The sequence below is a fragment of the Pseudomonas yamanorum genome, from assembly GCF_900105735.1.
GTDB lineage: Bacteria > Pseudomonadota > Gammaproteobacteria > Pseudomonadales > Pseudomonadaceae > Aquipseudomonas > Aquipseudomonas yamanorum.
This window is the reverse complement of sequence record NZ_LT629793.1, coordinates 1,139,930-1,165,657: the sequence shown is the minus strand read 5'-3', so window position 1 is coordinate 1,165,657 and position 25,728 is coordinate 1,139,930. Positions and strand designations below refer to the sequence as shown.

Genomic DNA, 25,728 nt, shown 5'->3' with positions numbered 1-25,728 from the left:
TCGCCTAGATCCTCGACCGGTCTTCGAACAGCGTTTGTATCGCCGCAAGGGAGCGCTGCCGATGATTCAGGTCACTCCACAAACTCAGCGGCAGGCTTCGCATCAGTCCGTACACCGTGGACAAAGTCTGCTGTTGATTCGCATGCTCACCACCATTGAGTTCTTTGCTCAGACGTTCAGCTTCGAACGCGTTTACGCCACTGAGGGGCAAACCCACCACGCGGCGGCTGAGGGTCACGGGGGTGTAGGGCACGCTTTCTGGGCAGCGCGCCAGCACGGCCCGACAGGCGTGAATTAAACTTGACAATTGTCCGGCAGATTCCAAGCCGGCCAATAATTTGCGCAATCTTACACTGGGTCGAGATGGCGTTTCTGAGGCGATATCGTCTGCCAACGCGCGGCGTAAAACCTTCAAGCCAGTTTCAAAATGTTCTTCTAGGAACAATTCAAGTAGCTGCTGTAACAACTCAACCAATGATTGTTTGAGCACAATTTTGTCGTAATACAGGCGAAGCACGGACTGCCGTAAGGTTGGGTCGTCTAGGCCTGCTAGTAACGCCCCGCCGATATTTAGTCCCGCCGTAATTTCGGCTCCATGGGCTTTGTGCAACCGTGCGAGACAAGCCCTGAGCCTCAGTGCTTCAGTTTTGCGCGCGTTTGCCTCCGCTTGCTCGGTCAGTCGCTCCAGTAGTATATGGGCCTGTGCTGGGTCACCGTCGGCCAGATGGACGATCCGATCCACCGGTGTGCATCGTTCAGCTAGTTGCTGCACCGCCAACAGCCGTTGAGCGACTGTACTTGCATCCAGATGCGATAACTGCTCACACCAGGGCCTTAAGTGCTCCGGCGCCGCGATCTGAGGCAAGGCCTGTTCCAGTTTGGGCAGTTGAATGCGACGCTGATGCAGAGCCTTACTACTGCGTTCTACGTGCTGGCTAAAGACCATGGCGATTTCCTCCATGTTCTGACCAGTCCCCGGTGGCTTCGGTTGCGGCACATGGGGGGGAATAAGCGCGCTAGGAGGAGGGGCGGGACGCGGCGCATCGGTTTTCATAGTCACACTTGGTAATTAATCAGGGTTTGAGTAAGTGGTTCTAGGAGCCAAAGCGGTTCCATCGGAATGAGACAACTGTATAAGCGATTTGGGGTGGTGTGCGATAAGTGGCGACATGGTCGCGTCCAGTACGCCGCTTCTGGCGTGAAATTGATGTACAACATCAGTATTTTACCTTGGTTACTGGGCAGCTGAGGGCTTGGCACGCATCTTGTGTAGAGGCACAGTCCAACTAAAGGACATGTCTATGCAACAGAAAAAAGTAAAGCCCGCCGAGCGCGATATGCCGATTACATTTGAGCAACAGGTTGTTAGAGTTTTTTTATCCAGCTATAATCATGAAAGTTTGCGTAAGTTTATTCGCAGTCGCGTCATGAATCCCGAGGATGCGGAGGATCTGTTGCAGGGGACTTACGTGGAGGCACTGCGAAATTGCAATAAATTCAATGGCGATTCCAAGCCGGAAACATGGATGTTTGGCATTGCACTCAATTTAATTCGCAGTCATTTCCGTCGAGCGTATACGCGTCCTCCGCTGTGCGAGCTGGATACATTGGATATGGAATCGAATGAACTGGCGTTCGACTTGGATCGCCAGGTCGACGCGCTACGACTGTTAGAGCGTACGGCGCGCGCCACTGCGGCATTGTCGCCGGACATGCGTCGGGTGCTCACCGTGATGCTCGAAAATCCGGGTAACTACCATGCTCTAGCTGAACGCTTGGGCATTCCAATAGGAACGGTGCGCTCCCGCCTTTCTCGCGCGCGAGCCATGCTAAGGCGCGAAGTATTTACGTGAATTTTCCACAAATATTGCCACATCTTGCGTCCACTGATGACGAAAAATGGCCGACGACTTGGTGTATTTCGGTTGTTGTCTCAGGCAAATAAAGTGCTAGAGGTTCAGGGTTACAGTTCCAAGAATTGGGCTGTAACCCGTGTTTGCCTCTGAAAGAAACTGATCCAACCTATTGGATTCAGATACAAGGGTAACTTTCGTAGCGCTTTCCAGGCAACTACAGGGGCCTTATAAAGGCTTTTGAGTTCGCCGGCCGCCAGTGATCATAGCCCGCGCACCAAATGCTCAGTCACAATTTAATATTTCGCGGCCTCACGGTTTGACGGTTGAAGTTGTCGATCAGTTGAACCTTCAAGAACTGCGCTTGTCGGTCAATCAGTCGTCCATTATATCCATCGACAAACAATGGTTCCTGATGCCTGGATTAGCAGCAGTTCGGGTCTCTCGCGTATGAGATATTTACGCTGTTTGATGCTTAGACTCATTTCTAACGCGCTGTAAATCTGTCACGCCCACCTTTGATTACAGTAATGAACATCCACTGCCCTAGTTTGCAAAGAGCAGGGCAAAAACACTATTTTTCTGATAGGTCGAGAGGTGGAGAAAGGGTGGGCGTCACGATGTAAGCATGCGTCGAGTCCGAGTTATTGCGATAATAGGAGACATTGATCGCGAAGGTAAATCTCCTAAGCTGATGCTGTGGCATGACCTAGCCGCGTCCTACGCCTGCTCTTTTGGCCGACATTACGAATGATTTTCATAGTTTTCTAAGGTGGTTCTAATAATTTTTTCGAATTTGGCAAAATCACGGGACACCAATTCCGAATTTTTTGATGATGAAGCAGTTAACCTTCACTGGTGCAGATTCGCGATCAAGCAGGAGCCCCCGCAAGGGACAGTTTCTGATCAAGATGGATCGAGTAATGCTCTTGAAAGATTTAGCCGCTCACACGCACCCTCCAGTAATTGAGGGGGGGCAGTCGTCGAGCATACCTTTTGATGGCCATGCGTCGAATTAATGCAATGCATAACTGCTTCGGTTGCCGCGATCCGGCAGTGCAAGAAGAGGAGCGAAACCACGATTCTGCGAAGTTTATAGGGTGGTATTTAAATTACTGATAAATGCGACATCCTTTTCGTGCGTGGTTTTCTGGAAAAGCATAAGTTGACCGTCGGGATTCCAGATCCGATCAACGGTGAGCCAGGCTGTTACGCCAGCGCACCTTCGTCGATTACGCATTGATCCGTGCGCCCAACGCGACCAAGGAAGCGGATGGTAAACCCGGACAGATGTCAGACGGAAACGGGTGCAAAGCGCATGTCGGCGTCGACTCTCCGTCGGAGTGGCGTTCTGCATTGTGGGCAACGCGTCCGCGTCGCGATGTGACTTGAGTCGAAAACGATTTACGAGTGCCGAGATCTTGCACTCAAACCTCACTAGATGCTGCTGTGTGGCTTATTGGAATCAATGAAATGGCAATGTCCCTGCATGCTCCGGTAGACGGCACTACGTACTCAGAAGGCCTTCGTGCAGTAGTTCATTGTCCGTCGTCAGCGGTAGTCTGAACCGCGTAGGCGTTGCATTGTGGCGGCCTACTGGTCTCGATCAACCTGGGCGGCGTTAAACTTCATGTCGGATCAGAGGGTGAGACAGCGTGCTGTGGCCAGTCACGTTAAGTGTTGCCTCTCTATTGCTTAGATTTTATCAGCTGCCGGTCAACATTATTTGATGGGATTTTCTTCGCCTGAGGAGATCCTTCCCGACGCGGGGAGATAGCAACTGGCGCGTATGAAGGACTGGTAATGGAATAAAACTTTGAAGCCAAGCCGATGATAAAGCGAACGGGCTTGCTCCGAGGATTCGAGGAAACACCAGCGTGCCCCCAAATCTGTGGCATGGACTAATGCGGCGCATATCAACCGCGTCGAATAACCTTTGCCCCGATGGGCGGGGTCGGTACCGACATCATTAAGGCGTGCCAGCCCGTTGTGCAGCGTAAGGGTCAACGAACAGACAGAGTTTCCGTCGAGTGACATGATGAAGTGGTACAAACACTCACCCTTGTCAAGTGCACGCTTGTGTTGGGTTTGGTAGTGCACTGCAGCTTCGGAGCTAATTCCAAATGCGCTTACGATGGGAGTCGCCCAATCGTCGAGATTGTCAGTTAATCGGATTACCCCTTGGTCAGACAACCGAGGATATATGAGAAGCCTTCTCATATCCAGAACCATGGCTGTGGTCGTCTCGGTCGCAACACACCCCCACGCGTTTAAGCTGTGGGCTAAGGGCTCAATCTTTTCCTGCCGCACTACTACGGCAACTGGTATCACGCTTCGCCGTATTAATCTGTCGGACGCTACAAGGGCCTCGCCTAACGGCGCGCTCCCCACGCGGATAAATAGCAGGTTCCATGGGCTCGGGCCGCTATCAGTCTGATATGCATTCACGCAGCTATTGATGCGCAAGTGCACGGACGTGGTGACTGCAAAAAAATGTTCTTCAGTTAAGTGGAAGCGCTCTTCTTCGATAGTAGGCATCGGCTGGTCTCAGCAACAGCTTGGTGTGTGTGGGGGGGGGCATTCACACACAAGTGGCTGGGCACGGGGTTGGGGGTGGGTTAAGTGTATTAATTAAGACCGTCATGAAAATCAGAATTGCCTCAAAAACTGGTAAAGCCTCAGTCTGCGGCGCCTTCAAGAGCAGCGCCACAGTCTGAAATAACCGCGTGGTGTTGTGTTGACCACGTCCAGAAGTCGGAATAGGCCGTCGTTGGCAAAAAAGCGTTCATCTGCACAATGTAGAAAGGCTGCGCGTCACTGCTGCTAACCACTGGCATAGTTCAAGCGAGCCTCGGTGTGCCCCCGCGCGACAAGCGTCACGAAAACAAATACTGACCGGTAATCCGCGCACTGTTACACCATTGCGAGGTATAGCACTTCTTGGAATTCATTAGGTAGGAGCTATTGGTAGGAGGCATCTCCACTGTCCGCCCCTATACGGTATCGCTCTGCGGGGTCTCTGCTTTTTTGTGTCGATGGTGCTGAATATCCGAGTGAGGTGCGCCAGTTAAAGTTGGCGGAGTATAGTCGGTAAAGTTTTGATATTGGCAGGAACTGGCGAATCAACCACACTAGATCTAAGCAAGTTGAGTCATGTGATTCAAAGCAAGGCATTGGCAGCGGAAACAGGTAAGTCAGCCTATGATCCGACTAATCAGGTATTCGGCATTTCTATGCTTTCGAGTGAGGTAGAATGCAGGTCAGGATGCGGGGTTGTTTGCCAATAGCAAACATTTGCTTGGCCGTGCATTTGTCAAAAGCAGCCCGCCTTGTACTGTATTTTGATAATTCTTTCCAGGCGTAAATTGGCAAGCTCATGCGAGGGTTTTTTTTCATCTTCCGAAAAAAAGTGTCTTTTGGGCTGAGTGGCTTCTGAGGAAAAGTTTCGATTTTGCCGCAGACGATATCGCCGCCGGGCATTGCTCTATGCTAACGACTTGGTTTCTTGTCATTACTGCGCCTATCGCAGCAGCATAATTTTCCAGTACGATCAAAGGTTGTTTGAGATTCTTCAGCTCGTTGAGCAATCCAAATTGATCGTAAGATAGATGAGCTGACGTATGATCCGCACTCATCAATCGCAGCTGAAATGAATCTGTCTTGTTAGTGAGTTTATAGTGAGACTTCGGTCACTACATTGCATCGATGTTGAGTAAATAAAAAGCCCGCACTAGGGCGGGCGCATGATCAGCACTGTTATAGGGGGTAGTTTGAATGGTCTAGAGTGATTCAATCTCTTGGGCTTTCGGGCATTCAGCCGATCAGATATAGCACCGGGACGCTGAGTATAGGGAAAAGCGTCATGAGAGCGAAATAACTAGATCTGTTCGGTAAATCCCGTGTCGATGATAGTCATCACCTCATCCGTCCTGTTCATTTCTCCGGCCCGACATAGTGCTGAAGTTATGCAAGGTTGCGGCGAGGTCGTACTTAGAGGTAGTCAACATTGTTGTGGTCAACCTAGCGATTTAAAACCGGTCGACTCATAAGCTCTCGAGCCATATAGATACCCATATCTTTAGCAAACTGCCCGGTCTCTGGTTGATTTGCAATACTGCGAAGATTTGACTGTGACATATGGTTAGTCCAGTAACCATCATTGAAATCGTCAAAATTGTTGATAAACGCATTGGTCAGCGTTCGATCTGACATCTCACTGACTGCGCGCTGAAGTGATGAAGGGGGCATCGCTTGAAGGTTCTGCAGAGGCTGCATCCCATGCATGCCTAGCATACTTATCAGGGCGTGAAGGCCCTGCTCGATGCCATGCATGCCCTGCTGCGTGCCCTGAATAGCCTGCAAAACCTGCATGAGATCCATGGCGCCTCTAGACATCCCCTGCATGTTTTCACCATGAGGAGACGCATGCAGTTCGAGAGGGGGGCGGGGTGAAGGGGGCGTGTCATTCGCGTTATGAATTGCGATATCTAGATTTGAAGAATGTATCCAGCCGTCATGCACCTTACTTCCGTGGAAGTCATTATCAAGCGCGTCGTTTAAGCCCGGGCGGCTCAAAATTTCTTGCGCCAACCCTGTGAGACGATCCTCAGAAAACTGTCCGGTGACAGATCTGTTCGCGAACTCACGTAGCTTGCCCTGGGTCATATAACCCGTCCAACTGCCGTCTCTAAATACATCAAAATTGTTCCGCAGCTCCATTAAGAGTGATTTATCTGAATACTGCTTGAATCCCTGTATTTGGCTGCTTCCGTGCGCCACATGGTCGCGAGTCGTGACCGACAATAGGCTTGTCAAGTTATTATACTGGCTCCTTAGTGCCCCTTGGTTGCTGGGTGCGTCTAGCGTAGTTCCATTTGTTTGGTGATAAAGCGGGTTCAGCACTGGTATTTGAAAAGACATGGTATTCTCCGACGAAAGAATGGCGACAACCAAAAGGGGGGCATCGCTCCAATAGTGAGTGGAATATTTTAGAAAGTGGTTCCCGATCGGATGCGATTGCGCCGGCAGAATCCGCTGAATAAATGAGAGACCCCTGCGCTTAGGGTTCGGAGGTGATGCTGACGCTGAAGTGGTATGTCTCGAAGCCATCATCGGCCCACCATTGCCCAATGCCGGACGACCATCGTTACGTATGCCCACTTCCTCTGCGAGAATCTGATAAGTAAACAACTTGGGCGTTCGCTCTTTTTCTAATCTGTCAGGCAGGTCGCCCAAAAAAAAGTAAAATGTACGGGTGTCATATTCGTTAGCTTCGGTAGTTCACTGTGTTTCTAAGGCTGGCGCGTCTGCGCACTGAAAGGCGAGCCGCCAGTCGCACGCGCCACAGCAACTGCGAAGACTTTTTAAGCAGCGTGTACTCGGGCTAGTTGGCGCATTGTTTTCCGAAGCGACGCCGTGCTCGCGGTCTTACTGGCAAAATACAATTACGTGAAGCTCAGTGGCGGGCCGGCGCGCTGCTCGTTTGAGCGAGCCTAGGTGCGGATGTTAGACTGCCGGCTGATCTGGCGGAGGCTATCAAATACGCTTAATGTGTGTTGGAAATGTGGTAATCCCCCCTGAAAAAATACTCATCAGAAGTAGAATTTTCTCCTAATCGGATCAAGGAAATTTTGCGTGAAGAGATCACGTTTTTCAGACAGCCAAATCATGGCCATTCTCAAGCAAGCCGAGGCTGGAAGCCCGGTGCCAGAGCTATGTCGCGAGCACGGTATCAGCTCGGCCACCTTCTATAAGTGGCGCACCAAGTTCGGCGGCATGGACGCATCGCTGATGGCTTGGTTACGCGAGTTGGAGGATGAGAACCGGCGTCTCAAAAAATGTACGCCGAGGAGCGGCTCAAAGCCGAAATCATCCAGAGGCCATGGCAAAAAAGTGGTGAAGCCATCGCGGCGACGAGAGATGGCGCAGGAAGCGGTTCGTTCAGGTCGCGATGCAGTATCAAGCTCGCGTGCCTGGCCTTCGGGGTCAGCATCACGTGCTATCGCTATCAATCGCGCCTATCGCCTGAAAACGCCGAGATCGCCGATCACCTGATCCGACTCACGCATAACCAGCGCAATTGGGGGTCTGGCTTGTGTTTTCTGTACCTGCGCAACGTGAAGGGCTATGGCTGGAACCATAAACGGGTGTATCGGATCTACCGCGAGCTGGAACTGAATCTGCGGATTAAGCCGCGTAAGCGCATCGTGCGCGAGAAGCCTGAACCGCTGGCCGTTCCGCCGGCAGCCAACCAGTGTTGGTCGATGGATTTCATGCACGATCAGTTAGCTGATGGACGCAGCTTTCGGGTTTTTAATCTGATTGACGACTTCAACCGCGAAGCCCTGGGCATGGAGATTTATTTATCGCTACCAGCTGAGCGCGTGGTGCGTACTCTGGATCAGGTCATTGAATGGCGTGGTAAACCGCAGGCGATCCGCAGCGATAACGGCCCAGAATTCATCAGTGCCAAGCTCGCTGAGTGGGCGAAGAAACGAGGCATCCGTCTGGACTTTATTCAACCGGGTAATCCACAGCAGAATGCTTACGTTGAACGTTATAACCGGACTGTGCGCTATGACTGGCTGGGACATTACTTGTTTGAGTCGATAGCCGAAGTTTAGGACTATGGTACGAACTGGATCTGGACATACAATCACGAGCGCCCGAATATGGCCCTCGGCGGCATTACCCCAAAACAGAAGTTGGCCCTGGTGGTCTGAGGTCTACTTCCGGTGAGGTTTAGGAATTGGGGGATTACCGCCCCATATTGATCCAAGGTGGATTCAGTCAGCACGTACACTCGATTGCATGCTTGAGTTGAACTCTGCCTTGTCAGTACGACGAGCGATGTCCATCGTGTGTGGACGGTACGTTAGTGAGAATTTGTTGCTTGCCCGTCCCGTTGGTCTGGCGTATGAGCTAACCATTTTCAATGGTTCAAGTGTCCCGATGTATGAGCGATTTAAATTAGTGGCTGATTGACTTTGCAGCAGCAACAATTTAGTCGGCGCTATAGCGTGAGCTTTCCAATCATCAGGAGAGCTAGGTGCAGTATTGGGTATGAGGTCGCAAGCCATTGTGCTGCCGTCCTACGAGTCTATCGGCACGTTGCGCACCAAAAGTAACAAACACCCTGATCGGGAGGGGTCATTGATCATCTAAGTACCTGCGGTTCGGATATCCCTTAGCTAGCCGTTAAAACGCAGACTTGGTCAAAGCGCAGCGTCCCTGTCATGCCTCTTGCGTCCGCCAGCTCTTATGTACGTACGTCCGGTAAATGCACCAAGCTAAGCCTGACAGCTAGATCCCAAGGTTTGTTTTAAGATGCAGGCGATATTCGGTGCTATCCGCTGACCATTTCAGATCAGATGAGTTGCTATTTACGCTAGTCGGAACTTCAGGCGCCCGGTACGCCGGTGAGACATGCCTTTGAGCGAAATTTCTGAAAGTAAAGATTGCTGAGAGTAAACCGCGTTGGCAATGGCAGATCTACGCGATAACAGGTTGAATGCGGCTGTCAGCGTTTGCCGTGTGATTACTCATACATGGTTGCCATATCTAAACGATCACGCTTGGCCGCTCCGTCAAAATGAGAGACACGAACTGCTGCACTGAGCGCTGAAAGCATCGGGATTACAGGCACCTGCGGAGAGTGTGGAAAGTCAGTCTTAGTCTTTGAATATTTCATCCAAAACTTCTACGGGCTCGACCGCACGTAATCATTGTTCAAATGAAGAGTTTTAATGGGGCTAGCTCATTTCAGGGAAGGGCGCTAATCAACTGAAGGAGGTGGCTGATGTGTGCCGGAGACTGTGTCTCTGCAGCTTATGTTTGGGGAAATTTTTGATGTTAGCGCAGAAGGCCTAATGAAATAACATTGTTTGCCGCGAGCTTGAACAAACGAGAAAATTCAAATCAGTTAGCGATTGATAGCCTATATGTTAGGCAAAGTGAAAGGGCTCGCTTAGTGCCGGAGATGAATGAGTCATTGCCCTGTCTATAGAGATTCCGACCCTACCCTGCCTCTGAGCGATAACTTCTTCTGCTTAGTACAGCTTGTTTTGGGGTTGTGTGTAAACTTGTTTTGGCTGCTGGGAATACCAGTTGCGGATAGGTCGATCTGATGTTTATATCCTCAAACTTTATCATTACTTTCGGGCTGAGCCTGGAGGCGACTATATTCAACCACAGCTTTGTCCGAAATCCTGGCGTACAGACTGTCGGCACGTGCTTATAACTTTTGGATCTGAGGTGTCAGCTGCAGGTCGGCTGGTTGCATTTAGTGCTACCAGAGGTCCCAGCAATGGTTGTTAGAAAAGTTATTGCCTTTTACTTACTTTCGAGAAAAGGCCGTCCTTAGAAACAAGGACGGCCTTTTGCCATACGCTTACACAAGCCACCGTCCTTGGGAGGCAGCAGCAGTATTGCTTACATCAGAGGGGAGGGCTATGAGACCTGTCTTGATTTGTTTGTTGGCGCTGATGCGGGATTGCCCCACTGGGTCAGTTTTCGGTCAGCGGCAACAGCTATGCTGTCGACACGCCAAGACGCGCCGCCACATCAGCGACAGGCAGCTTTTTTTCGGTCACTTGATTGACCGCTTGGATTTTGAATTGTTCGGGATAACGTGGGTTGCTCATGGCACCTCCTGATTGGCCTCAGTTTAAGGCAAACAGGTGTCTACGAAACTAGGGGCGATTCATAGTTGGGATAGGAGCTTTATTCTTACGCCTTTGTTTAAACCATGACCATGCTTCAACGTAGTTGCCTTTTTCAAGTGAAGTCATGACATTTGCTAGGCTTTCAGCAGCGCATTCTTTTGTAATTTTACTTGTTTTGTAAGCTTCTAGCAGTTTCCCAAGAAAAGCGCCCGTGTTTTCGTAGTCGCAATTGCTGAGTTCAGTTTTGCTGGTCATGTTTTTTCTTTTTCAGTAATCAGCACACTACAAGGATTCTGGTTCGATTGGCCCTGCCGGGATCCGGCAGGGGGGGGGGGCGATATCTCAATGAGAGGGTCTATTGTGTTGGTTTTAAGCCGAAGTTCAACTCCAGTCGCTCGATGTAGCTCTCCAAAGTATCTTTCAGCCCAATTACGTGAAAAACAACGATGTCTTAGCGTGAACTTTTGGGATGCGTTCGGCTTGAAATCCTCTCTCAAGATTGCAGGTGATGCGCGCCCCGGCGATCGCCTATGAGAACTACAATTTACATATCCACACTAAGGGCTGAGCTAACGTTCAGTGATGGAATTCATTGAATGAACCTGGCGGGGAGTTCGTATCAGGTTCTGCAGGTGCAAATCCATCTCAATAATCAATAACTCTTGATGTGGAAAGAAAGGCTAGCTTCAAGATATGTTGCATCGTGTGTCCGTAGATCAGCGCTGGGAACTGAGGGCTCAATTTCGACTTGCACAGATAGTACCGAACCCACAGCGGGAAGCCCCGCGCTGATGGGAATCACCACATCATCCGGCTGCACTTCAATCGAGTGGTCGGATGTGCCATGGATTACAGTGCCTAGCTGGTACTGAGCGAGTTCGACCGCTCGGCCGTCGAGTAGGGCACTGCTTAAGCGCACGTGCACCTTCCCATTTCTAGAGAATTTAAATGTATTATTTGAAGAGGCTCCGTTCAACGTCAGCAACAGCTTAGTAGGTCTCGGGCAACTGGCGTGGAGACCGATTACGCGCCTACCTATCACTTGCTGAGCACCCGGCTTCAGAGCATCATTCGAATTTAGTGGTATGATTTGCCCAAAATCCACGGTTGGATCACTTAAGCTAATCTTGCATTCCTGCGCCCATATTTGTCCTGTTGCGGACAAGCCAACAATGAAGCTGGCAAACGATATAATCTTTTTGAAATCCAGCAAAATTGAGTTCATAATAATTCCTACGCAGGCTGGCTGTCAATTAATCAGGTGTACAGGTGGCTTTCGCCATTTCAAAATAGACATTCAAATCTGGCTGGTCCGAAAGTTTAAAATCTACTTTGCAGGATTTTCCATTTCCCAAGCTAATATTTAATGCCTTGTCCAATTTGACGTTAGTAATGAAGATATTTCCACCGTCCACAACAGTCGTGATAAAGTTCCCATCTGCGTCAAGCACGACAGCCCCCTTGTTGAGAGGTTCTCCCAAGGAGTTGGAAACTTGCAGTAATGCACGTCGAGATTTAATCACATCAAATTCTAGCTTGTTAACCGAACCACGTCCGGCGGATATAGCTTGGAACCCATTTTTAATATCTATATTACGTGGTAAGGACTTAGTTTCGACTTCCACCCGAGTGTTCCGATATGCATTGATCTGAGGAATAACTGCGTTGCCCCACGCATCGGTCCATACTGGGCCGACGGGTGTTCGGAGCTTAACCCCGGCCAGATCCCCTACCTTCGCCACCCCAAAAGTATCGGTCAATGGATAAGGAGAGAATGTTACGCCATTATCATGAACTGCTATTCCACCTCGTAGCTGACCACTATAAGTATTGCTATAAGAACCGCTCTGTGAATATCCAAGATTGACTTGAGCAAATTTTGGCAATAGTTTTATACTGCCGCTGAAGTCTTTCGCTTTATCATTGCTATTAAGTTCCGCGCTTAGACTGTACATCGCTAAATTGTTGGTGTTGTTGTCGTAGGTCGTGCCGAATCGTGTTGCACCATTACGTTTTCTGGCATAGCCTTTTATACTTTTATTGTTACCCAAGGGTATACTAATATTAAAATAGATAGTAGTGTCTTTACCGTATAAATTACGACTGTTGCGAAAGTTACTGTCGTTACCGTCATGCTCTGAAATATCACGCTCTAGGTTCAGACTGATAGTTGCATGTTTAAAAGGCTTGCTCCATGAAGCGCTCAGGTGGCTGGACATAGCGCTGTCGAACCCTTTGGAAACTGAATAACCAGCTGTCCAGCCTCCAAATATTTCATCGTTCCAAGTAAGATAAGCGCCATATTCGTCCTTGCGAGCACTATCGACGATGCTAGGTGTCCGTTTACGCGTTGTATCGAGCAAAGTACGAAAGCCACGTGTTTGGCGGGTGTAATTTATATTTGCACTTATTTTTTCAGTAAGGGGAGTAGTAATGCTGAGGCTTCCTTGGATGCCCCTGGCCTCTTCGTCACTGGTACTTGATATAGTATTCCGAAAACTAACCGAAGTGTTTGGGAGAGCCGTCGAAAATAACGTCAACCCCGCCGCATGATAATTATTGCTACTCGTTAGTAAACCAACTGTGAGCAGATTGCTGCGATTCAGGTTCCAACCGTCACTCGCTGTTACTACGAAAGGAGCGTCCATCTCTCGGCTTTCAAATGTACGAACTTTACCCGCAGCGAGGGATAAGCCTGGCGCGATCATTAAATTTTGATTTAGTGACGCAGCAGGCACGGTAAAATTGCGCTGTTGGCCGCTGGTTTCAAAAACCCGTACATCCAGATCTGTGAAATTATTGAGCAACTGTACATTAGACAAAGTGAAAGGGCCGGCTGGTACCAGCGAAGTATGAATTACTGCCCCAGCCTGTCGAACTTCGACCCTAGCCTGACTCTGTGCGATACCCTCAACGACTGTACCAACTAAGCTTCTGCCCAGCAAAGCTTCTTCTGGCGTCACTTGCAAGCCTGTTATAGCCGTCCCAGGGAATACAGAGTTACGGATGTTGATTTCCCCAAATTGGAGTATCTGTTTCGAAGTTACGATAGTTTTTTGGGCGTAAGTATATAAAGATTGAAAATTACTTACTCCGCTATTGACTGAAAAGGTCTGGCGACTACGTATTATCCAGTCGTCAGCGTTGAACCCCAGCTCCACATTACTTAAATAAAAATCACTCGACGAATGAGAGAGTCTGCTGGATTGCCCCAGAACTTCATAGTTTAGCAGACCACCAACTCCACCATTTTGGAAAACGCCGATGTCTTCTTTTGCCGGGCAAATGGCGTCGGCACTGACGACGATAAAAACCTCTTCCAGACTGGGCCTCAGTGTTACTTCGGTTTGAGGATGCGCTGAGTTGAAGTCGTAACAATTCCCTTCACTGCCTAGTTTGAACCGATCGTCCGGGACTCTTAAGTTTGCTTGTTTCATCAGTGCTTGATTAAAACATAGTTGGCCATCGTCATCGAATTGCACTTCCACACTGCCGCGTGGGCTACCATTGACAACCAATCCAACCCTGCGATTCCCCCCGGGAAAACGCGACTCTCGACTGAATAGTTCAGCGATCTTTGGGTCTAGGCCGCGGCTCTTCAGCATGGCAAAATCGAACGCAACTGAAGGGGCGACATCATTAGTGGACGAATTTTCCGACGTTGAACCTTTAATTGATGCTGCATTTGCGCTTTGCGCCCCCAAAATGGCGAGCCCCGCGAGGTGCATGCTCAGATGAATAAGGAGCCGAAATGTAATTTTCGGGATACTCGTAATTAGTTGAGCTAAATTGAAATAAGCAATATTCGAAATCACGAAAATCACCGCTCTAACGTTCCGACTTGTCCTTTGTCAAGCCTCACATCAAAAGGTTTTACTGCGAAACCATAATTACTTACTGGATAAATACGAAGAATGGCATCCGATCTCAACAATTTATCTGTTGGTAATGGAAGATATACCGATTGCCCTGGCAGTATATATGTTCTCGGCAATAATAAACGAATTTCGGACGGTGTTATATTTAATTGTTGATTCAATCGGACAACGTAACGGCTATCATTTTTAACTACAAGATTTTTATCTTCTATAGTCCATTTCAACAGGGTCCAAGGGTCGGCCTTCAGTGGTAAGTCGCTTGGAGTAATTAAAACAGGTAAGTTTTGGCGCACAGTAACACCTACCTTTGCGTTCGAATCAAAGAGCTTCTGTGGAATTCCTTCAAAATTCACCCGTTTGAGGCGCTGCGTAGTTATTGGTTTTTCTGATTGGAGGATGAATCTGACCAGCTGCTTTTCCCCAGCTTCGACCCGAGATATAGGGGGGGTCACCAGAACTAGGTTCTCCTGATCTTCAGGTACATTGTCCATCGAGACATAGAGTAAGGCGGCCTTGTCATCCGTATTTGTCACATTGATTGTTCCTTCTCCATCTCCAGCGTTGATTAATACAACAGAAGTTTCAGGCACCATTCCCGATGCATGTATGATTCCACTAAATAATGTCCATATCCCAGCCAATACAAAACGATTTTTGCTAATGTATGAAAAGCTCATAATTCACTCTGCGAAATCAATGCGTCATAAACTTGCCACCAGAAAACTCAGTTAAATATCTTCTGACAAGATTGTTATGTTAGTTGTAGGGCTGGACTCACCTTTCATGAGTACAGCCCCGACATGCTTACAAATAATTAACGATCATCGTCGAAAGTCCGTCAAGTTGGATGGCAGTGTTCAATTCGAGCCTGTCGGTTCGGCCAATAGACGCAGTGACGATCAAGCCGCCTGAGATAACTCTATAAGCGCCAGGTGCAATCGTGCCAGGTGGGGCGAGGGCAAAGGTACGAGCACCGTTAGGTATAACGTGTCCCGTACTAGCTGAAGGGGCCCAGACACCATCCTTACCAATGCGGTAAATCAAATCTGCTTTTTCGCCATCTGCAATGGTGCTAGTCCCGTCAAAGGCAATGTCATACCGCCCAATTTTCACGCCCTCATGCAAACCTAAACCAAAATCAGTAGCATAAATATGTTCATCGTCGTTTACTGTGGGCCCACGCGAATCTAGCCAAGATAGACCAATACTGATCGGTGCATCACAAGTAACGGTATAAGAGATATTCTTAGGCGCAAGTTTTGTCATGGCTGTTGGACTGAGGTCTGTGAGAATTATGGTGCCATAATCAACCACCCCCCCACCTGAAAAAACTGGTGTACATGCGGTTGGTACAATGGAGCCAATGACTTTCAAGTCCGCGGTATCAGCCGCAAATGCGCTTGTTGCAATAAGTGAGGCCAACGTCAATAGTAGTGATTTTTTAACATAGCTCATGGTCGATTCCGAGTTAGTAGTTTTGCATTAAAGAAAGGGGCGTCTTTGGTATGGGCTCTTACATATACTTACAAAAGACACCATATTCGGGTGCTTTTTACATGATCCCCTTGAGATAGGAGGGGATAACATGAGACTTGTCTTAAAAATTTGCTGGCCGTCTCCCATACGTATGGAAAGGGTTGCATCAGATGGTTGAACGAGCCCCATGAACGAGCCCTATGAAAGACAGGACACCGTTTCCCCCTTACGATAAGGGATAGGCAAACGGTTATGTTTATGACTAACAGCAACGATAAGAGTGGGGAGCTTTTGGGCCAGTAGCGGCGGCGCCGCTGGAGCCCGGAGCAAAAGCTGGCGATGGTTCGCGAGAGCCTTGAGCCAGGACAAAGTGTGTCGGTCGTCGCTCGGCGCAACGGCATCAATGCCAACCAGTTGTTCCTGTGGCGCAAGCTCTATCAGGACGGCAGCCTATCGGCGGTCAGTGCTGGCGAAGCCGTCGTGCCTGCCTCCGAGCTGAGCGATGCGCTCAAGCAGATCCGTGAACTGCAACGGATGCTGGTCAAAAACGATGGAAGCAGAAATCCTCAAAGAGGCCGTGGAGATCGCCCGGTCGCGAAAATGGATTGCGCACTCATCCTTTTTGCCGGGGGACGACCAGTGAAGCTGGTCAGCGAATGTCTCGGTTTGGCGCGCTCGCAATTAACGGTTCGAATCAAGCAATCGGTATCGCCCAAGACACGGCGAAGCAGGCCTGTGGACGATGCTGAGCTGGTGGTTGAAATTCAGCATCAGGCGTTGGTGCTCGGACGGCTTTGAGTTTCGTTGCGAGGACGGCGCCAAACTGGCCGTGACCTTCGCCCTGGACTGCAGTGATCGCGAAGCTATCGGCTGGGTCGCGAGCCCGACCGGTTACAGCGGCGATGATATCCGCGACCTGATGCTGGAAAGCGTGGAGAATCGTTTTGGTGATCAACTGCCCGCCACGTCAGTTCAATGGCTCAGCGATAACGGTTCGGTCTACACTGTCGAGCAGACGCGCTTGTTTGCTCGACAGATCGGCTTGCATCCGGTGACCACACCGGTTCGCAGCCCGCAGAGCAACGGCATGGCCGAGAGCTTCGTGAAGACGATCAAGCGCGATTACGTGGCGCAGATGTCCAAACCGGATCGAGAAACGGCGCTGCGTAACCTGGCAATTGCCTTTGAACATTACAACGAGCAGCATCCGCACAGTGCCTTGAACTATCTCTCTCCGAGGGAGTTCAGGCGCTTGGCAGTGGCATCAATTTAACGGGGAGTTGGTGTCCGGCTTTGTAGGGGCAAGTCCAATGGTCAACACTCGCTGATAGCTGATAGCTGATAGCTGATGGCTGATGGCTGATAGCTGATGCTTGCCCTTCTAACCCGCTCAAAAAGCACATACTGCTGGAGGAGAAACGTGTTCATTTTATTGGCGCCGAATATTTCATTTATGGCGGCTGAAAGCTGTTTTTTCGCACTTTTGGCATCAGCGTCATGAATTCCCAGTTGATTTCGGGCGTAGCAATGGCCTATCAGTATGTTAGAGGGGCATCTTTGAACTCGACGACAAGGCCAGGCTAATGCGTCTTCAAATAGAGCCTACCTTTTTTGGTGTTGGCAAGTGGCTTCAGGCTGAAGCAAGAGATAGAAGCGTAGCTGGTTGCGGTACCGCTCCTTGATCAAGGTTGTGTCAGGGTTGCGTCTCTGTTTCAATCAACCTCATCAGAAGTACAAAGTGTTATTCCGCAGTGCAGGGCGCTGATGTCTGTGCAGCAGAAAATACAGGAATTGGCAGCTCTAACCGCTCGCCTACGACTGCGAGAGATCCTTTTAGCTACCGTGCGCTTGATTTCGGAAGAGTACGAGGACAGCAGTAATTGATTAACTGAGCCCCCAGAAGCCGTTCAATTGACTTTGTGCGTTCTCTGATACCTCTCGCTCGTGTTACTATGTCTATCGCCTCAGGCGCCGAACTGTAGACGTTAATCGGCTTCGGTCACGCATTCGGGCCAACGAACTTTTTTACGCGCAGTCGAAGAGCCTCCGGTAGCTGGAGCATCGAATCGATGATGTAGGATGACGGTTAGCAGATGGGGATTCTCAAGGAGCGAAGCGCTGTGCCGGAAGTGCAGTTTGTCCGCAATCAAATGGGATCACATGCCTACAAACAAGCAACGGTTGAACGGCCTGACATTCCGAACATTTGAATCGGGAGTTAGATGTGCTGGTACCGAATCAAGCCTGGAGGGGGCACGTCACTTTCATCTGGGCTCAATGGGAATGGCATTCACTGACTGGCGTTCTGAATCTCGGCCGAAGTCGAAGAAGAGTCAGGTGTACGAGTGGGAAGTTATGCTGGAGTTACAAATGGTGTCAATGGCTATGCGATCATCTCAAGTGCTCAGCCTTACCGCTCCAACTGGGTAAGCTTGGGCACAAGTGATCTCGGGGAAGATATCAAATTGGAACGACCAGTCGGCGAGTAGTTTCTAGGCGGGCGCGGTTGGTTGATCACTATAACTCACTTATCTTTCATTTTTTTATTCGTCCTGTATTTAATTTCTACTTGCGTCAGCAACAAATTTTACTGTTTCTTTCCCCTGACGCTATAGTTACGGGAATGTTGATGGCGCTATAGCTAACGTCTGCTTAGTTTTTTCTTTGCTGGAGGCGGCTCCCACATCCCTGTGTGCACCAATTGCTGGACTTGTCCAGTATGTTTCGTGGTCAGGGCTCATAGAAGAGTGAGGGGAATCAATCTGCCGTTGACCCACCTGTCGATCGCAGGAAAATACATCTTAATGAGATCCGCATATTAAGCAGATTTAGCTTCTCACACGCGGTATGGCTATAGCCGCCGTTTCCAGTAGTGCTTTTGCTGAAGCCGGTATGCTGACATTCTCTGGCAACCTGAACACTTCGACCTGCGCCGTCACCCCGATTGTGACGCTGACTCTGGCGGCGGCGCAGGTATGATCGACGATGCTATGGGGGCTTTTCAGAAAGGCAATCAATATTTCTTCGGGATAAAAGCGTACAGCGGTGTCGATGCCGAAATCCCTTTGGTGCGTGGCGTGGTGGATACGGCGGAGAATGTAGCGGGCGTAGCTCCGGTCGATCATTTACTGCGCGTAGGAGAAAATTACGTCTCTGGCGACGCTGGTTACACCGGCGTCCAAAATCGTCCCGAGCATCATGATTGCCGGATAATCTGGTCGATTGCAGCGCAACCCAGCTGTAAAAAAGTCATGCAACGAGGAGTCTGATCGGGTGTATGCGTCGCAAAAACGAATACGCGAAAGCCCGGGTGCGCGCTAAGGTTGAGCATCAGTTAGGGTGATAAGACGCCAGTTTGGTTATACGAAAGTACGCTTCCGAGGTCTGCTGAAAAGCACTGCGCAGCAGACCACGCTGTTTGTTCTGTCGAGCCTGTGAATGATGCGAAAACGATTAGTGAATGCAGGAGAGGTGCGCCTGTAATTCGGACAATGGGCACTGAAAGCATCTTATCGCCGAAAAAGGGATTATTGAGAGAGGGGAAGGTCTGGTTTACGATTGAATCGACGTTTTTTGAAACTGAAGCAGCGGGCCATTTAAAGCGGCTGTCTACCTCAGGCCTTCTTTAGATCGCGGCCTTCACATACAATTTGCTACAAAAGTTAGACAAAAAAATAAGGAACGAAAAGTGCACTTCTTTTGCTGATATTGACACAATCCCATGGATCTTTAAGTTCAAACCAATTGAAATCTAAGCGTTTGGCACGAGTGCTACCTAGCGCCCAAGCCTATCCGGATTTTTGCCGTCCTAACGTAAGGATATCGCTTTAAGACGCGAACGGAGACAGCGCGTATCAGAAACAATACATTCGGCTTGCGTCTTCTCTGACATCCATCACATTGACATCAGAAAGGCGTGCCAATGGAGTTTTAGTGTGCAATGCTATTCTATGGCTCAACTGTAAGCGTCCGGTGAAGTCGCCTTTACTGTCCAAACATCAAGACAATGGTGTCCACTTCAGTTTTCCGGACTGGTCAATTAATTGGCTGGGGCTGGCAAGTCAAGAACTGGGGAGCGGCTGGCTCATAGGTCTTGCACCTCAGTCTTTTAGGATTGCATCCAGCAAATGGGTCGGCTGCTCGACTAGCTTGTCGGCACCGCACTCGATCAGCTCATTGCGGGTGCCGTAGCCCCAGAGGACGCCAATGGCAAGTAACCCGTTTTGATGGGCGGCGATAATATCATCGCGTTTGTCACCGATCATGCAGGCGGATTTAGGAAGGATCGCTTCTTTCGCCAGCATTGTATCCAGCAAGTGGGATTTGTCGTCCAGTTTACCGTCCGGCGAAGTACCGAAAACGCTTTGGAAATACTCTCGCAGCCCTGTATCGCTCAGAATGCGCTCGGCAAACCCCTGACGTTTAGAGGTAGCAACGTACAACGCATATCCTTGTGTAGCCAGCGAATCAATAACTTGTCTTATTCCCGTGTAAGCCACTGATCCAGAGATACCGTCCTGCCCATAATGTGTCCGGTACAGCTCGACGCCCTCATCGACCCGGTCATCTCCATAAGGCTCTAGCAATTGCGCCATTACCTGAGTCATCGGCGGCCCCAAAAGGTGCGTGATTCCGGCATAGGGCGTGAAGTCATGACCTAGAGCCCGAACAGCGTGAGTCAGACTGACGACAATACCTGGTGCGGAATCAACAAGAGTGCCGTCTAGGTCGAAGATGAGTTTTTTCATAGCTTTCCTTTGTCGAACTGTGCGCTCTTGGGTGTGCGCCGGGCATAATGTCTTGCTTGATTAAGCCAGTTGCCACTTATGCGGAAGCAGTTGCTCGATCTCGCTGGCCCGCTGCGTCGGCAGCCGCGTCAGTACATCCTTGAGATAAACATACGGATCGTGCCCGTTGATGCGCGCTGACTGGATCAAACTCATGATCGCCGCCGCCCGTTTACCACTGCGCAGCGATCCAGCGAAGAGCCAGTTCGACCTACCAAGCGCCCACGGCCTGATCTGGTTCTCCACGGCATTGTTGTCGATGGGCACGGCACCATTATCCAGGTAGCGCGTCAGCGCTACCCAGCGTTTCAAGCTGTAATCCAGTGCTTTGGCCGTGGCCGATCCCTCGGGCACAAGCGCGCTCAGCCAGCATCCACTCATACAGTTTTTCAGCGATGGGCACCGCTATTTTCTGACGTAATTGCCTGCGGTCTTCATCGCTCATTTCTTTGGCCTGCCGTTCGACTTCGTACAGGCCGCTGATGGAGTGCAACGCTTGCTCTGCCAACTGGCTTTTGTTCGCCACATGCAGGTCGAAAAACCTGCGCCGGGCATGGGCCATGCAACCGATTTCGGTGATGCCTTGCTCGAAGCCGGCCTTGTAGCCTGCGAAGTCATCGCACACCAGCTTGCCGTTCCAGGTGCCCAGGAAGTTGCGCGCATGTTCGCCTGCACGGCTGGGACTGAAGTCGTAGGCCACCGATCTAAGTGCCGAGAATGGTGTCGTGCAGTAGGCCCAGACGTACGCTCGATGTGTTTTCTTTTCGCCCGGTGCCAACATCTGCACCGGTGTTTCATCGGCATGGACGACTTGCTGTGCCAGCACGGCTTCGCGCAGTGCATCTACCAACGGTTGCATTTGTACGCCAGTTTGGCCGACCCACTGAGCTAGCGTCGAACGCGGAATCGCCAGACCGGCACGGCCGAAGATCTTTTCCTGCCGGTACAGCGGCAAATGGTCTGCGAACTTCGCCACCATCACACGGGCCAACAGGCCTGCGGTCGGGATGCCCTTGTCGATTACTTGGGCCGGCACCGGGGCCTGGATCAGTGTTTCGCACAGACGGCAGGCCCACTTTCCACGCACATGTTGCTCAACCGTAAACACGCCAGGGGTGTAATCCAATTTCTCGCTGACATCTTCGCCGATGCGTTGCAACTGGCAGCCGCAGGCACACTCGGTGTTCTCCGGCTCGTGATGAATGACGGTAGGTGGAAACTGCGTTGGTAACGGCGTGCGCTTGGGTTGTTGGCGTGCTTCGTCCGGTGCCGGGGCGGGACGAAGTGCTTTCAACTCGGCGTCGATGGCTTCGAGGTCGGTGTTAAGCAAGTCATCCAGCAAGCTGCCTTGCGCCGGGCTGATCTGCTCACTGCGCTTGACAAACTTGTGGCGTTTGAGGACGGCGATCTCGTGAGAGAGCTGCTCGATGACGGTCTTGTCGCGGCGGCTCTCTCGGCCCATGATATCGACCTTCGACAGCAACTGCGCTGCGAGTGCACGCAGTTGATCGGGGGGCATTTGGTTGAGATCGGGCAAGGAAGTCATGCCGTGGATTTTACCAAAGCAGCCCACCCGACGCAGCTGGAAGACCCGATTCAGAGCAACGTAATTACGCCGTTAGCGCCAACCCGCTGCCAGGGCAGGCCCAGCACTAGCGCTTGAAGTTGTTCGGCGTCGAGTTCAATTTCGTGGCCTCGATGCGTGCCAGGCCAACGGAACTTGCCTTGGTTCAGGCGGCGCGCTGCCAGCCAGATCCCCACGCCGTCATGTACGAGCACTTTCATTCGATTGGCGCGGCGATTGGCAAACAGATAAGCGCAGTGCGGCTTCGCAGCTCCGAACACCGCGACCACACGAGCCAGCGCCGTATCAGTGCCAGCACGCATGTCCATAGGTTCAGTGGCGAGCCAGATGGCGTCGATGCGGATCATTGGAAGAGGCTGTTGATAAAGCGGGCACAGCCGTCCGGGTCGCAGGTCGGCCAGTTCACAGTGACTGTTCGCTGTGCGCAAGAAATATCGATGCGGGCTACATCGTGCTGAGCAGGCGTCGCCACAGCGGTCTCAAGCTTCAGCGGTACAAATGCGGGCAAGGCAGAAGCCTGCCGGTCACGATAGATAGGAATCTACTTGCGAACCAGATTGGCGTTGATGCCGTGCCGCAGGGCCACGCTGGCGATGGACACGTCAGGGTTGAGGTATTCCTGGACAACTTGGTTCTTAAAGGGTTTGGGATAAGAGGTGCGCTGGCGCATGGTGTTCCTTGAATTAAGGACAATGGTGTCCACGTATTTTTAGGTGGACACCATCGCCCCTAATCTGGGGATTTTGAAGGTGTGTTCGCCATCCGCTTACGCTCAACTCGTCAAAACGCTAAATTGTAATTTTTCGAGGTCAAAAATCTCAAATGCTTATCATGAAATCTTAACTAGACCACCATGTCTATTTCAAATAGACCCAACCTAGCACCTAGCACCTAGCACCTAGCACCTCTAAAGTAAGGGCTCAACATTCGGAACCTAAAGCTGCACATATATGCAATCACGTCAACTATTACTTAAGGGTGCTGGCACCACCGTAGCCTATTTTTCTTGCGCTCTGTCGTCACGCAGGTGTGGTTGTGCAGCGGCGTTGTCAGCGCTAGAAACGAAAAAGTTATTACGAACTTAACCGGCCTGCAGTACTAAGCATTTTAAGTAGCGATGGTTGACGCAAACGACTTGTATATCTTGTACATGGCTAGCGTGGAGTGCAAGTGCTTAGATGGCTAGCTGCTAGTGTAAAAGATGTGGTTGCCTATTTTTTGCGTGCGTTGTAATTCATTCCTCCATGCCGGGCTCACGCTCGGAGTATGGAAATGCGTGGCACCTTGTGTATTGTCGCTGTATTCCCCCTCAAGAATAGCGCGAGCAACGCGCCGCGCATTTTGCCAAGCATAGGGTTCTTTCAACTGGCTATTTCGAAGTGTTCGGGTCCAAGAAAACTGATCAGGCGCATAGACCACTTCGCACACAGCGTCTGAATCCCAGAGGGCTCGGTTCATTGTCACCATTCCAACTGCGATCTGCCCCTGTTTAGGTTCGCCGCGCGCTTCGTGGTAAATATTTAAGGCTAGACACAGCAAGGCACTGGTTGCAGGCATTTTGCTCATCTCGGTTATTGAAAAGTTGTCGGGAAATTGTCCCTAGGGATAGCGATAGAAGGTATAATTTTGCGCAGGACTTCGGGTGGCCGCCATGGGATTTGTCTGGATTGCTCCCTGCTGAGCCAAAGTGGATTCAGTCAGAACGCTCATTCGATTGCGTGCTCGAGTTGAACTCAGTATTGTCAGCACGACGAGCGATGTCCACCGTGTGTGGGTGATACGTTAGTGATAAGCTTTTGCTAGCCAGTCCCATCGGACTGGCGGATGGGCTAACCATTTCCTAGGTTCAAGAGTTCCGATGTATGAGCGACTTAAGTGGGTGGCTGATTGAATTTACGGCAGCAACAATTTAGTCGGCGTTATAGGGTGAGACGTCCAATCATTAGGAGTAAGTGGTGCAGTACTGGCATGAGTGATTTGGTGGCGCAATCGCAAACCGTTGTACTGCCCTCATCTAACGCCTTACGAAATTATCGACACGGTGCTCACAAAAAATAACGAACATTCTGCTCAAGAGGGATCATTGTTCGTATGAGTACCTGCGGTTCGAATCTCTCCTTCACCGCCAAATTTGGGTCGTAGGTGGTGGCACGGCTGGTACTGTTCCAACCGCTCATGATCCGGTTCAGTGCTTGCGCCTTGATGATCGCGTCACGAATACGCGCCTGGAAGTCCTTGAGTTTCGCCCACTGATCCTGCTTCTGATAGCGCAGAACGGTATCGAAGTTGGTCTGGGTGAACACATCCCGCGATTGTCCAGACCGCTTGGGTCACGTGGCACACGGTCTTTCAGGGGGGGCGGTGGTACTCGCGACAGTCCCGTCGATACCGATGTCGACTTTTTCACCTGACTGCTCAGACACACCGTAGATATTGATGGAGCGCAGAAACGCGCTGGAATCCTGAATACGGGTTTCCAGTGTCTGGGCAACGCTTGGCTCGGCGGTGAACTTGGTGGTTACGTCGCTCACGCCATGCAGCTGTGCAAGCTGTTTCAGGTAGGCGTTGAATAAAACTCGTGTGTCATTACGCATAGTGATCGTCCTTCGTGATTCGGGGGGGGGGCGGTAGTAAGCTGACTGTCAGCAGTCGGTTACGACCAGGTCGCGGCCGCGCCGGACACCTGGGGGGCGTTCTTGTTGGCTGTGGTCCTGGGTGTTGGAAAGTTTGGTTTTCAGGGCCTGAAGATCAGTGCTGACCTGATCGAGCTGAGTTTTCAGCACTCCTGAGAATTTCTTCTCGGCTGCCAGTTGCTCGGGCAGATCCTTGACGTGCTCGGCGAGGGTTTGTACGGCTTCGCCGATCTGGCTGAATTCTGTGTCGTCCTTTGCCTGCTTGCCGGTGGGCAGCCCTTTGACGGTGCTGAGCAGTTGGGCGCCGATGCCGGGCTTTTCTTCGAACTCTTCGAAAGTAAGTTCGGTTTCGACGGCCTCGGTGAACATGGAGGTCGCGGAGTAATGGCGGTCCTTGAACGGGCTGCTATCGGGTTTTTGCGCAGAGAAGGCCAGCACGTCGGTGCCCAGGCTGGCAGGGGAGTCGGTCACCGCCAGACCTGCGATGTAGGCCTCTCCGGTGTCGGCGAAGCTCTCGTCGATTTCGATGGAGGTGTAGACCTTCTGCTTGGCCTTGTTCATAGCGATCAGCTCGGGCGTCGGCTCGACCTTGGCGAACATAGCCAATTTCTTCTGGCCGTTGATTTCGACCTCTTCGGTATTGACCGCCAGCACGTCGCCGTAGGCTTTGAATGGACTGTCGTACAACAGGCTACGGAAGTGCTCCAGCCAGATGCGGGCGCCATAGGTGGCAGGGTTGAAGTTTTTGGACGCCTGTTCGAGCCAGCTGCGTTTGATGGTGCGTTTGTCCGAGGTAGCGCTCTCGACGGCGACACGGAACCAATTGCTGCGAAATTTTTTCATGCCGGGAATC

General features: G+C 50.8%; 16 protein-coding genes and 6 pseudogenes. 6 read left to right on the top strand and 16 right to left on the bottom strand.

Annotated elements, in window-relative coordinates; genetic code table 11:
• Window positions 1-4 precede the first annotated feature (4 nt).
• Entirely contained in the window at window positions 5-961 is a 957-nt protein-coding gene (locus BLU46_RS05825) for an HrpJ domain-containing protein (protein ID WP_157721276.1), read from the bottom strand.
• A 340-nt stretch (window positions 962-1,301) separates the two neighbouring features.
• On the opposite strand from BLU46_RS05825, the gene BLU46_RS05820 reads away from it, so the two are divergent.
• The gene (locus BLU46_RS05820; RefSeq protein WP_231988874.1) at window positions 1,302-1,853 is read left to right on the top strand and encodes an RNA polymerase sigma factor; all 552 of its coding nucleotides are present in this window, start codon (window positions 1,302-1,304) and stop codon (window positions 1,851-1,853) included.
• A 1,722-nt stretch (window positions 1,854-3,575) separates the two neighbouring features.
• On the opposite strand, the gene BLU46_RS33365 is transcribed toward BLU46_RS05820, so the two are convergent.
• Both BLU46_RS33365 and BLU46_RS05810 read right to left on the bottom strand, forming a co-directional pair.
• Window positions 3,576-4,073, bottom strand: a complete 498-nt coding sequence (locus tag BLU46_RS33365; protein ID WP_269458735.1) for a GNAT family N-acetyltransferase — start codon at window positions 4,071-4,073, stop codon at window positions 3,576-3,578.
• A 1,800-nt stretch (window positions 4,074-5,873) separates the two neighbouring features.
• Window positions 5,874-6,773, bottom strand: coding sequence for a hypothetical protein (locus tag BLU46_RS05810; protein WP_157721275.1), 900 nt, complete (start codon window positions 6,771-6,773; stop codon window positions 5,874-5,876).
• 747 nt (window positions 6,774-7,520) lie between these two features.
• On the opposite strand from BLU46_RS05810, the pseudogene BLU46_RS33475 reads away from it, so the two are divergent.
• A pseudogene (locus BLU46_RS33475) lies at window positions 7,521-7,631 on the top strand (transposase); the annotation flags it as partial.
• Window positions 7,632-7,690: 59 nt separating this feature from the next.
• Window positions 7,691-8,476: an IS3 family transposase gene (locus BLU46_RS05805; protein ID WP_408003270.1), complete on the top strand. Its 786-nt coding sequence runs from the start codon at window positions 7,691-7,693 to the stop codon at window positions 8,474-8,476.
• 1,911 nt (window positions 8,477-10,387) lie between these two features.
• Here BLU46_RS05805 and BLU46_RS05800 read toward each other — a convergent pair.
• The 6 genes and pseudogenes from BLU46_RS05800 to BLU46_RS05780 form a co-directional block, all read right to left on the bottom strand.
• Window positions 10,388-10,495: pseudogene (locus tag BLU46_RS05800) on the bottom strand (transposase); the annotation flags it as partial.
• A gap of 48 nt (window positions 10,496-10,543) precedes the next feature.
• Window positions 10,544-10,771, bottom strand: a complete 228-nt coding sequence (locus BLU46_RS32800; RefSeq protein WP_157721274.1) for a hypothetical protein — start codon at window positions 10,769-10,771, stop codon at window positions 10,544-10,546.
• Between the two features lie 397 nt (window positions 10,772-11,168).
• Complete coding sequence (locus BLU46_RS05795; protein WP_093199682.1) at window positions 11,169-11,741, bottom strand: DUF1120 domain-containing protein; 573 nt, start codon at window positions 11,739-11,741, stop codon at window positions 11,169-11,171.
• Window positions 11,742-11,769: 28 nt separating this feature from the next.
• Entirely contained in the window at window positions 11,770-14,331 is a 2,562-nt protein-coding gene (locus tag BLU46_RS05790) for a fimbria/pilus outer membrane usher protein (protein ID WP_157721273.1), read from the bottom strand.
• A gap of 5 nt (window positions 14,332-14,336) precedes the next feature.
• Window positions 14,337-15,071, bottom strand: coding sequence for a fimbria/pilus chaperone family protein (locus tag BLU46_RS05785; protein WP_093199675.1), 735 nt, complete (start codon window positions 15,069-15,071; stop codon window positions 14,337-14,339).
• Between the two features lie 127 nt (window positions 15,072-15,198).
• Entirely contained in the window at window positions 15,199-15,849 is a 651-nt protein-coding gene (locus BLU46_RS05780; protein WP_093199672.1) for a DUF1120 domain-containing protein, read from the bottom strand.
• A 360-nt stretch (window positions 15,850-16,209) separates the two neighbouring features.
• Between BLU46_RS05780 and BLU46_RS05775 the strand changes: the two are divergent.
• The 3 genes and pseudogenes from BLU46_RS05775 to BLU46_RS33165 form a co-directional block, all read left to right on the top strand.
• A pseudogene (locus BLU46_RS05775) lies at window positions 16,210-17,143 on the top strand (integrase core domain-containing protein).
• 1,036 nt (window positions 17,144-18,179) lie between these two features.
• Entirely contained in the window at window positions 18,180-18,359 is a 180-nt protein-coding gene (locus tag BLU46_RS32795) for a fimbria/pilus outer membrane usher protein (protein WP_157721327.1), read from the top strand.
• A 483-nt stretch (window positions 18,360-18,842) separates the two neighbouring features.
• A pseudogene (locus BLU46_RS33165) lies at window positions 18,843-19,308 on the top strand (transposase); the annotation flags it as partial.
• A gap of 662 nt (window positions 19,309-19,970) precedes the next feature.
• Here the strand turns inward: BLU46_RS33165 and BLU46_RS05765 are convergent.
• The 7 genes and pseudogenes from BLU46_RS05765 to BLU46_RS05735 all read right to left on the bottom strand — a co-directional run bounded on the left by BLU46_RS05765 (window position 19,971) and on the right by BLU46_RS05735 (window position 25,718).
• Entirely contained in the window at window positions 19,971-20,618 is a 648-nt protein-coding gene (locus BLU46_RS05765) for an HAD hydrolase-like protein (protein WP_093199661.1), read from the bottom strand.
• 60 nt (window positions 20,619-20,678) lie between these two features.
• Window positions 20,679-22,203, bottom strand: a pseudogene (gene tnpC / locus BLU46_RS05760) (IS66 family transposase).
• Between the two features lie 50 nt (window positions 22,204-22,253).
• Window positions 22,254-22,589, bottom strand: coding sequence for an IS66 family insertion sequence element accessory protein TnpB (gene tnpB / locus BLU46_RS33160; protein ID WP_157721271.1), 336 nt, complete (start codon window positions 22,587-22,589; stop codon window positions 22,254-22,256).
• Between the two features lie 194 nt (window positions 22,590-22,783).
• On the bottom strand, window positions 22,784-22,912 hold the full coding sequence (locus BLU46_RS05750) for a transposase (protein WP_093199657.1): 129 nt from the start codon (window positions 22,910-22,912) through the stop codon (window positions 22,784-22,786).
• 512 nt (window positions 22,913-23,424) lie between these two features.
• Window positions 23,425-23,799 carry a cell wall hydrolase gene (locus BLU46_RS05745; protein WP_093199648.1) on the bottom strand — a complete coding sequence of 125 codons (375 nt, stop codon included), beginning with the start codon at window positions 23,797-23,799 and terminating at the stop codon, window positions 23,425-23,427.
• A gap of 488 nt (window positions 23,800-24,287) precedes the next feature.
• A pseudogene (locus tag BLU46_RS05740) lies at window positions 24,288-24,836 on the bottom strand (P2 family phage major capsid protein).
• Between the two features lie 48 nt (window positions 24,837-24,884).
• Window positions 24,885-25,718, bottom strand: coding sequence for a GPO family capsid scaffolding protein (locus BLU46_RS05735; RefSeq protein WP_093199644.1), 834 nt, complete (start codon window positions 25,716-25,718; stop codon window positions 24,885-24,887).
• Between the last annotated feature and the right edge of the window lie 10 nt (window positions 25,719-25,728).

Coding starts and splice junctions, on each gene's coding strand:
- BLU46_RS05745 (WP_093199648.1), bottom strand. CDS start 23,799: ATGCCTGCAACCAGTGCCTTGCTGTGTCTAGCCTTAAATATTTACCAC.
- BLU46_RS05780 (WP_093199672.1), bottom strand. CDS start 15,849: ATGAGCTATGTTAAAAAATCACTACTATTGACGTTGGCCTCACTTATT.
- BLU46_RS05785 (WP_093199675.1), bottom strand. CDS start 15,071: ATGAGCTTTTCATACATTAGCAAAAATCGTTTTGTATTGGCTGGGATA.
- tnpB (WP_157721271.1), bottom strand. CDS start 22,589: ATGATCCGCATCGACGCCATCTGGCTCGCCACTGAACCTATGGACATG.
- BLU46_RS05735 (WP_093199644.1), bottom strand. CDS start 25,718: ATGAAAAAATTTCGCAGCAATTGGTTCCGTGTCGCCGTCGAGAGCGCT.
- BLU46_RS05750 (WP_093199657.1), bottom strand. CDS start 22,912: ATGCGCCAGCGCACCTCTTATCCCAAACCCTTTAAGAACCAAGTTGTC.
- BLU46_RS32800 (WP_157721274.1), bottom strand. CDS start 10,771: ATGACCAGCAAAACTGAACTCAGCAATTGCGACTACGAAAACACGGGC.
- BLU46_RS33365 (WP_269458735.1), bottom strand. CDS start 4,073: ATGAGAAGGCTTCTCATATATCCTCGGTTGTCTGACCAAGGGGTAATC.
- BLU46_RS05825 (WP_157721276.1), bottom strand. CDS start 961: ATGGAGGAAATCGCCATGGTCTTTAGCCAGCACGTAGAACGCAGTAGT.
- BLU46_RS05805 (WP_408003270.1), top strand. CDS start 7,691: ATGTACGCCGAGGAGCGGCTCAAAGCCGAAATCATCCAGAGGCCATGG.
- BLU46_RS05795 (WP_093199682.1), bottom strand. CDS start 11,741: ATGAACTCAATTTTGCTGGATTTCAAAAAGATTATATCGTTTGCCAGC.
- BLU46_RS05765 (WP_093199661.1), bottom strand. CDS start 20,618: ATGAAAAAACTCATCTTCGACCTAGACGGCACTCTTGTTGATTCCGCA.
- BLU46_RS05810 (WP_157721275.1), bottom strand. CDS start 6,773: ATGTCTTTTCAAATACCAGTGCTGAACCCGCTTTATCACCAAACAAAT.
- BLU46_RS05820 (WP_231988874.1), top strand. CDS start 1,302: ATGCAACAGAAAAAAGTAAAGCCCGCCGAGCGCGATATGCCGATTACA.